General features: G+C 52.6%; 8 protein-coding genes. 2 read left to right on the top strand and 6 right to left on the bottom strand.

Annotated elements, in window-relative coordinates; translation table 11 throughout:
- Window positions 1-223: 223 nt before the first annotated feature.
- A complete protein-coding gene (locus FC18_RS04820) occupies window positions 224-1,768 on the bottom strand; it encodes an ABC-F family ATP-binding cassette domain-containing protein (protein WP_054678872.1) in 1,545 nt (514 codons plus the stop codon).
- Between the two features lie 215 nt (window positions 1,769-1,983).
- Between FC18_RS04820 and lepB the strand changes: the two genes are divergently transcribed.
- On the top strand, window positions 1,984-2,595 hold the full coding sequence (gene lepB / locus FC18_RS04815; protein ID WP_054678869.1) for a signal peptidase I: 612 nt from the start codon (window positions 1,984-1,986) through the stop codon (window positions 2,593-2,595).
- Between the two features lie 58 nt (window positions 2,596-2,653).
- Here the strand turns inward: lepB and FC18_RS04810 are convergent, their stop codons facing one another.
- On the bottom strand, window positions 2,654-2,983 hold the full coding sequence (locus tag FC18_RS04810; protein ID WP_056975613.1) for a hypothetical protein: 330 nt from the start codon (window positions 2,981-2,983) through the stop codon (window positions 2,654-2,656).
- A 250-nt stretch (window positions 2,984-3,233) separates the two neighbouring features.
- Between FC18_RS04810 and FC18_RS04805 the strand changes: the two genes are divergently transcribed.
- Window positions 3,234-3,947: a histidine phosphatase family protein gene (locus tag FC18_RS04805; protein ID WP_054678865.1), complete on the top strand. Its 714-nt coding sequence runs from the start codon at window positions 3,234-3,236 to the stop codon at window positions 3,945-3,947.
- 58 nt (window positions 3,948-4,005) lie between these two features.
- Here FC18_RS04805 and nagA read toward each other — a convergent pair whose 3' ends face one another.
- The 4 genes from nagA to FC18_RS04785 all read right to left on the bottom strand — a co-directional run bounded on the left by nagA (window position 4,006) and on the right by FC18_RS04785 (window position 7,601).
- Window positions 4,006-5,163 (bottom strand): N-acetylglucosamine-6-phosphate deacetylase, encoded by a 1,158-nt coding sequence (nagA, locus tag FC18_RS04800; protein WP_054678862.1) that lies wholly within the window; start codon window positions 5,161-5,163, stop codon window positions 4,006-4,008.
- A 232-nt stretch (window positions 5,164-5,395) separates the two neighbouring features.
- Complete coding sequence (locus FC18_RS04795; RefSeq protein ID WP_054678859.1) at window positions 5,396-5,785, bottom strand: PTS sugar transporter subunit IIA; 390 nt, start codon at window positions 5,783-5,785, stop codon at window positions 5,396-5,398.
- A 114-nt stretch (window positions 5,786-5,899) separates the two neighbouring features.
- A complete protein-coding gene (locus tag FC18_RS04790; protein ID WP_054678856.1) occupies window positions 5,900-6,721 on the bottom strand; it encodes a PTS system mannose/fructose/sorbose family transporter subunit IID in 822 nt (273 codons plus the stop codon).
- Window positions 6,708-7,601 (bottom strand): PTS mannose/fructose/sorbose/N-acetylgalactosamine transporter subunit IIC, encoded by an 894-nt coding sequence (locus FC18_RS04785; protein ID WP_054678853.1) that lies wholly within the window; start codon window positions 7,599-7,601, stop codon window positions 6,708-6,710. The genes FC18_RS04790 and FC18_RS04785 overlap by 14 nt, the downstream gene beginning before the upstream one ends.
- Window positions 7,602-7,686: the final 85 nt, after the last annotated feature.

Here is a 7,686-nt window from a genome sequence, read left to right as displayed (position 1 = left end):
CTTAAATATAGTACCGCGTGTGCAGGGGTGTGTCAAACCTTTTTTCATAAAAAACGACGGCACCGAGTGGGTACCGCCGATTTCACAAGCGTTAATTTACATTTACTTCTATATAGAGTGCACATATTACTCGCCGCGCATGTAAGCCAGAAATTTCTGCAAACACAACGCTAATTTGGCTAAACAGCACACCATTTGCTGACTAATTCAGCGCGTGCATTAGTTATTCGACGCGCATTGCCGCTACGTTCACCACGGTATCAACCCAACTATCATCGTAAAAGCCCTCTTCGTGGGAAACCAGGATGACGGCGCCGGGGAAGTCAATTAGTGCTTGACGCAGCGCATTCTTCGTGTCGTCGTCCAGGTGATTGGTCGGTTCGTCCATTACCAGCAGGTTGGTGGGCTGCATCATGAGGTCGGCGATCTTCACCTTGCTCTGTTCACCACCAGAAAGAAGCATCAGGGGCTTGTCTGCTTCTTCACGAGTCAACGCGGTCCGGCTGAGCACCTGGCGCAGCGTCCGCTGGTTAGCTGCTGGATACTTTTGCATCATGAACTGGAGCGGCGTCTGCTTCGGGACCTTCCAGTTCAGTTCTTGTTCGAAGTAACCAAAGACCACGTTCTGCGCAATCTCGACGTTGCCGCTGATTGCGGGCTGCAACCCCAGAATTGTCCGCAGCAGTGTCGACTTTCCGACCCCGTTGAACCCTTCAAGCACCAGAACCTCATCGGCGGAGATGGTAAAGTTCATCGGGCTGAGCAGGGGCTTGTCGTACCCAACAACCAGGTCGTTCACGTCGACCAGCACCTGACTGTTCTGTTCCACAAACGGAAAGCCAATCTTCGCGTGTGCCCGGTTGCCAGGTGGGGTCAGGCGATCAACGCGCGCCAGTTGCTTCTCCCGGCTCTTCGCCGAGTTACTGCGACTGCCGGCCTTGAACTTACGGATGTACGCTTCCGTTTTTTGAATCATTTCTTGCTGCTTGTGGAAAGCCTTCATGTAGGTCTCCGCGTTGGCCGCCTTCTGCCGCATCGCCTGTTTCAGACTACCCGTGTACTTAGTAATCGTCGCAAACTCGACGTCCAGAATTGCGTTGGTCACCCGCTGCAAGAAGTCGTAGTCATGGCTAATTACGATAAAGGCACCTTCGAACTCCTGCAGCCAGTCGGCCAACCAATCAATGTGGTCCTTGTCCAGGTAGTTGGTTGGTTCATCGAGCAGCAGCATATCGGGTTCTTCCAGCAGCAACTTGGCCAAAATAATCTTGGAACGTTGGCCCCCAGAAAGCTGGTCCACCTTGTGATCCAGACCAATTGCGAGCAAGCCTAGCCCACTAGCAACCGTCTCAATTTGGGTCTCGATGTCATAGAAGTTGCGTGCTTCGAGTTCTTGCTGCAGCTCACCAGCTTTTTCAAGCAACTCATCGTCTTGATTCTCAGCGTAGTCAGCGTAAATCTTATTGATTTTCGCTTCCTTAGCGTACAAATCCGCAAAGGCGGTCTTCAGGAAGTCACCGATGGTCTGGCCCGGGGTCAGGTTGGCGTATTGGTCAAGGTACCCCACGTGCAGGTGCTTCTGCCACACAATCTTCCCGGCATCTGGCTCCAGCTGGCCGGTCAGAATCTTGATTAGCGTACTCTTCCCCGCACCATTTTGGCCCACAATCCCCAAATGGTCTTCTTTGTTCACCTGGAAACTGGCGTCCGTGTACAGCTGCTTATCAACAAACCGCTGACTCAGGCCCGTTACCGTCAAAATACTCATTATTTGTCTCCTTAAGAATTGGTCTCTGGCGTCAAGTGACCCGCAGTTTGTCCAAAATCTTGTCCGTGTTCATTAACGTTAAATAATTCTAACGCAAAACTGGGCGTGCGAATATATGCGCGCTTAACTATTAGGCGAATATTCGCACTTGTCTCCACCCGTCACGTTAGCACATGTGGTATGATTATCACAACTATAGTTGGAGGATTAATCCATTGGCGTCAAATAAGAACGATTACATTAAATCTATTTTGCAGTTTATCGCCCTATTCGTTGCGGTACTCGCCGCGACCATGCTGCTCATGCGGTTCGTCGTCAGCAAGGATGTCGTTCAGGGGCCATCGATGGAGCCCGGGCTCAATAACGGAGACCGGTTAATCTCCCTGCGCATGAAGAAGCCAAAGCGCAACGATATCGTCGTGCTGTACGCGCCCAAGGTTGACAACCCCGCACCCGGCGAACTCTACATCAAGCGGGTCATCGGCATGCCTGGAGACACCGTTGAGAGCAAGAACGATCAGCTCTACATCAACGGCAAAAAGGTCAAGCAGTCCTACCTCAGCCAGAAGTTCATCAAGCAGGAGCTGCAAGACTCCGCCAGCGAGCAAGGGGTGAACGTCAATGCGCTGAAGTTCACCAACGACTTCTCACTGAAGACCCTCTCCTCAACCCACCGCACCACGGTGCCCAAGGGTAAGTACTTCGTGATGGGGGACAACCGGTACGTTTCCCACGACGGCCGCGCGTTCGGCTTCATCGGTAAGAAGGACATTCAATCCACCGTGGTCTTCCGCTACTGGCCATTAAACAAAATTAAAACCTACTAATTAGCAAACGCCCCGGGCTCAATCCCCGGGGCGTTTTTTTGCTGCACACAGATGCTAGTTACAGCTGAATCTGGTGGCTGTCAATCAGTGCGCGTATGGCGTTTTGAATACTGAGTAACGTGCCCGCCGCATCTTCCTTGAACGACTCAATGTACGTTTGGCCGCCGAGCGTTGGTGTGGCGACCTCCGCACCCATCATGTCCGTGATGTGCAGCTGGGTCCCATCAATCTTGGCGGTGAAGTAACTGCCCTCGGTGCCTTCATCCAGCAATTCCTGCGCCCAGTTCTGCAGGCCGGCCTTGATTACCGTATCTGCATCCCCGGCGATTCCGTCTGCAACCAACTTGTTCACTTCATTCATGTTCTGTGGTACACCATGCAAGATCATTCCCGTTGCCTCCAATGATTATCCTTTTAGCCGTACTTTATTTACACGTTCATCTTACAATAAGTAAGTGGAAAAGTCACGCAACCCCCGCAATCTCGCCAAACTTTTACCCTTACCAACCTGCGAGCACCCGTGACCACGATTAACTATCCGTCCGTTCACATTTGCGGCCAGATATGCGACGATAGGGTTAGGAAATAAATCGCAGTGCCGCATCCTTGCGGCAAACACACTATAGGAGGACTTCAGCATGGTAGAAATCTGGCTCACACGACACGGTGAAACGCAGTACAACGTTAAGGGCGTCGTCCAGGGCATCGTCAACTCTAACCTCACCGAACGCGGGGCTGCCGACGCCCAGGCACTTGGCCGCGGATTCGCACAGGAACACGTGCACTTTGACGCCGCATACTCCAGCGACCTCGGCCGCGCCGTTGACACCGCCCAGCTCGCACTGACCGCTTCGGGCAACAAGCTTGCCGTAACCCAAATGTCTGGTTTGCGCGAACAGAACTTCGGCATGTTCGACGGTCAACCCGAAACCCAGCGGCAAGGCGCACTCGGCGCGATGCTCAAGGACGCCGGGATTGCCAACGTCGATTCACTGAACATGAAGCAGATGGTCGACCTCGTGCGGATTCTCGATATCCACCACGGACAGGCCACCGCCGAAAACGCCAAGATGAGCATCGCCCGCTTCACCGCAGCCCTGACCAAGATTGGCGAAACGGCTGAACGTGAGCACCAGCACCGCGTGTTCGTGGTGGCGCACGGGGCCATCATCTGGCTGTTCCTTAACTCTATCGGCATGCCTGATGATGCCGGGTTCATCAAGAACGTTGCCGTTTCCAAGCTGATTTTCGGCAAGGACAAGTTCACCATTGCCACAACGAACGACCGCAAGTACGTTGAACTGGGTGGCGGGACCAAGAACGTCCCTAGCCAAGAATTCAAGCTCAACTAACTCCAAACACGAAAAAAGCTTCCGCAATTAAACTGCGGAAGCTTTTTTGTTGCAATGCCTATGCTTCGTAACGTGACTGACCATTCAGGTACGTTGCGGCCAGGGACATGTCTGGCTTCAAAACGATGAAGTCAGCATCGCGGCCAGGCAGAATGCTGCCGCACTTGTCGGCAACCTTGCAGGACTTCGCTGGTACGTAGCTAGCCATCAGAACTGCTTCTTCAGGCGTGTTGCCGTTCCAGTCCACCACGTTCTTGATGGCGTCGTTCAGCTTCAGGATGGAGCCGGCCAGACTGTGGGCACCGTCACGCAGCTTCGCCATGCCGTCCTTAACGACAACTGGGAATTCACCCAGTACGTAGTCGCCATCAGGCATGAGGCCCGCACGCATGCAGTCCGTGATGAGTGCAACGTGTTCTGGGGTCTTCTCGCGGATCAGGGAAGCAGCAACTTCTGGACGTACGTGGTGCCCGTCGCAGATCAGTTCATCGTCCACTACCTGCGTGAACATCGCAGCCCCAACCATCCCGGGTTCGCGGTGGTTCAGACCACTCATCCCGTTGAAGGTGTGGGTGAAGACGGAGGCACCGGCTTCGATGCAGGCCTTGGCTTCTTCAAAGGTGGCGCTGGAGTGGCCCAGGGAAACAACCTTGCCGGACTGAGTTACGTGCTTAGTGAAGGCAACCGCACCCTTACGTTCTGGGGCAATCGCAATCTTCTGCAGCAAGCCCTTGGCACTCTTCTGCCATTCGTCGAACTCGGTCACAGATGGGTCCTTGAAGTACTTAGGGTTCTGGGCCCCTTTGTGTTCTTCGGTGAAGTAAGGACCTTCGAAGTAAATCCCCTGAATCTTGGCGCCGTCTTCTTCACCCTTGTGGTCGCCGATGGTCTTACATACGGCGTTCAGCTGGTCAAAGGAACCGGTCAGCGTGGTTGGCAGCCATGAGGTTACCCCACAAGAAAGCAGACCTTCACTCATTTCTTGGATATCATCCCAGTTGTTGTCCATTACGTCGTGGCCAAGCAAACCGTGAATGTGCGTGTCAACCAAACCAGGGGCAATCCACTGGTCACCCAGGTCCTTGATCTCACCTTCTGGCTTCTGGCTTGCGGGGTAGTAGTCCCCAAACTTGCCGTCATCCGTGATTTCAAGGTACCCGCCGTTTTCGGTCACGTTCTTCAGGAAGAACTTAGCCGCGTGAATGTAATAACTCATTGCAATATTCTCCAATCTTTTAAACACTTGCGCCCAGCAATCAACCAAGCAGCCAGACTGTTGCGCTTTCATAATAATTCTAACACTACCACCGCTTAATGTTCACCGCGGATAAACAACGCGGGGCCAGGACAACCGTCCCGGCCCCGCATTCTCATTCTCTCATGTTGTGGTGCATGCGATTTTGTTTGTACTCAAATCCATTAAGCAGGTGGTTGCAGTCTACTGACTATCAGCCGATGCCCGCAATCACATCGTTAACGTGAACGATACCATCCTTGGATTCGTTGACGATTGCTGGTTCCATGCCCAGCATCTCACCATTGATGTAGCTAATCAGCATTGGTAGGTTCATTCCGGCGTACAGGTCGAAACTTGCCTTGCCTTCCATCAAAATCCGGGAAGCCACGTTGCAAGGTGTGCCGCCCATCAGATCGGCAAAAACGGTGTAGTCGCTCAAGCCGTCAATTTCGTCCAGCAATTTCTTCTGGAAGTCTTCTGGGCCTTCACTTGGCAGCAGGCCAACCGTGTGAATGTTGTCCTGTGGTCCCATAATCATTTCTGCGCTCTTCTTCAGTTCTTGGCAAAACAAGCCGTGACTGATTAGTACCAATTCACTCATAACGAAATCCTCCTTGATGAAACTGGAAATAGTGGTGCTCGGAGCGCCGCCCGTCAGACCCCCGTTAAGGATCGATTACAATCCTAAGTCTAACGCGTCCGCCCCATCTTTTTACTAGCCCTTGGTAATTACACCAAGTGCAGCCAGTGCGATGGATACAATCAGCACGATGAAGATTGCCTTGGTGGAGGTCATCTTCTTCTTACCAAGCATCCAGTAGATAATCCCAACGATGATTGCTGGCAGAATCTTTGGCAGAATCATGTCCAAGTTGTTCTGCAGGTTCAGTGGCACGGAACCAATGGTTGGTGCCCAGGCAATCTTAACGTTGATCATGGTAGCAACCAGGCCACCGACCATGAAGACACCCATCAAGGTAGCAGCGTCAGTCAAAGCGGACAGCTGGTGCTGCATCGTGGTAACCAGGGAAACCCCCTGCTTGTAAGCAATCTTGAGCTGTACCCAACGGAATACGTTGACAGCAAGTTGAGCGATAATCCAAATGAACAGACCAGTTGGGTTACCTTGTGAAGCCATCGTTGCGGCAATCGCCCCGAAGATAGCTGGAATCAGAGAAGCGAAGATGGAGTCACCGATTGCGGCGAAGGAACCCATCAGCCCAGTCTTCATACCGGAAACTGTTTCAGCCCCGTCAATCCCTTGTTCTTCTTCGACAGCCAGGTCAATACCAGTGATGATGGTGTTGAAGAAGTTGGAAGTGTTGAAGAACTGGGTGTGCATCTTCATTGCCTGCTTCAGTTCTGGGGTGTCATCCCCGTAGATCTTCCGCAGTTGTGGCAGGATGTGGTACAGGTAACCAGAACCTTGCATACGTTCGTAGTTCCAACCCAGTTGGAATCCGAACAAGCTACGACGGTTAATCTGATTGAAGTCTTTGTCAGTCAGCTTGTAGGTAGGCTTTTTAGAGTTCGTCATCTTCAATTTCCCCCGTTTCGCTAGAATTTGCATTGCTGGATGCTGCTACAGCCTTTGGTGCACTAACTGCACGCTGGTAGCTGATTGCGGCAAGTGCCAAACCGATGAATGCAATCGCAAGCATGGACAGACCGTTGAAGCCGGTTGTGAATGCCTTGGATGCAGCAGTGAGGCCGGCACCAAGAGTCTGGACATCGGTGAACAGGGTGGACATCAGCATGGTGATGATGAACCCAAGAATCAGGTATGGCCAGTGCTTCTTTACTGGCAGGTAACGGAGCAAGATAGCGAACCCAACGGCTGGCAGTACGGCACCGGCAACGGACAGACCATCACCAAGCCACTTCCAAGGGCCGTTCAGAGCTTTAACCAGGTTACCAATGAAGGTCCCACCAAGTGCAAGCCCGAGGGATACAGGAATCATACGGGAAAGTGCCCATGGAAGCGCACCAGCAACGAAGTAACGTTCGATACCCTTGTAGTTCATCTTTTCAACTTGCGCATCAATCCGGTGTGCGAAGAAGGTGTTGGTGAAACGACCAAGAATATCCATGTAAACCATCAAACTAGCAACAGGAACGGCAACTGCGGCAATCGCAGCCTGAGCGTTCATGCCGGCACCAACTGAGAATGCTACGGCGATCAGTGTCCCGGTGTTCGCGTCAATACGTGTCGCACCACCGAAAGTACCAACCCCAAGAATCGTCAGCTGCATACCACCACCGATAATCAAACCGGCTTTAACGTCACCCATGACCAGCCCGGAAATCAGACCAGCGGCAACTGGTGAACTCAATGAAGAGTAAATCTGCAATTCATCGAGAATCTGGTAGCCGGCGTACAGCGTGATGAGTAAAATCTGCCACCATACAATGTGCATTGTTCTTCCTCCTTTAGTCGAGCCCTATCCCGCCATGACGGGGACAGGCTCTGCTCGTAGTCGAGCGTGCAGGCAAAACCCGCCG

This window comes from Lacticaseibacillus sharpeae JCM 1186 = DSM 20505, from assembly GCF_001436225.1.
Taxonomy (GTDB): Bacteria; Bacillota; Bacilli; order Lactobacillales; family Lactobacillaceae; genus Lacticaseibacillus; species Lacticaseibacillus sharpeae.
Note: the sequence above shows the minus strand (reverse complement) of the source record. Positions and strands in the feature narration are given on the sequence as shown.

Excerpts from the sequence above, each read along its gene's own strand:
- FC18_RS04820 (WP_054678872.1), bottom strand. The coding sequence starts at position 1,768 with ATGAGTATTTTGACGGTAACGGGCCTGAGTCAGCGGTTTGTTGATAAG.
- FC18_RS04790 (WP_054678856.1), bottom strand. The coding sequence starts at position 6,721 with ATGACGAACTCTAAAAAGCCTACCTACAAGCTGACTGACAAAGACTTC.
- FC18_RS04805 (WP_054678865.1), top strand. The coding sequence starts at position 3,234 with ATGGTAGAAATCTGGCTCACACGACACGGTGAAACGCAGTACAACGTT.
- FC18_RS04810 (WP_056975613.1), bottom strand. The coding sequence starts at position 2,983 with ATGATCTTGCATGGTGTACCACAGAACATGAATGAAGTGAACAAGTTG.
- nagA (WP_054678862.1), bottom strand. The coding sequence starts at position 5,163 with ATGAGTTATTACATTCACGCGGCTAAGTTCTTCCTGAAGAACGTGACC.
- FC18_RS04795 (WP_054678859.1), bottom strand. The coding sequence starts at position 5,785 with ATGAGTGAATTGGTACTAATCAGTCACGGCTTGTTTTGCCAAGAACTG.
- FC18_RS04785 (WP_054678853.1), bottom strand. The coding sequence starts at position 7,601 with ATGCACATTGTATGGTGGCAGATTTTACTCATCACGCTGTACGCCGGC.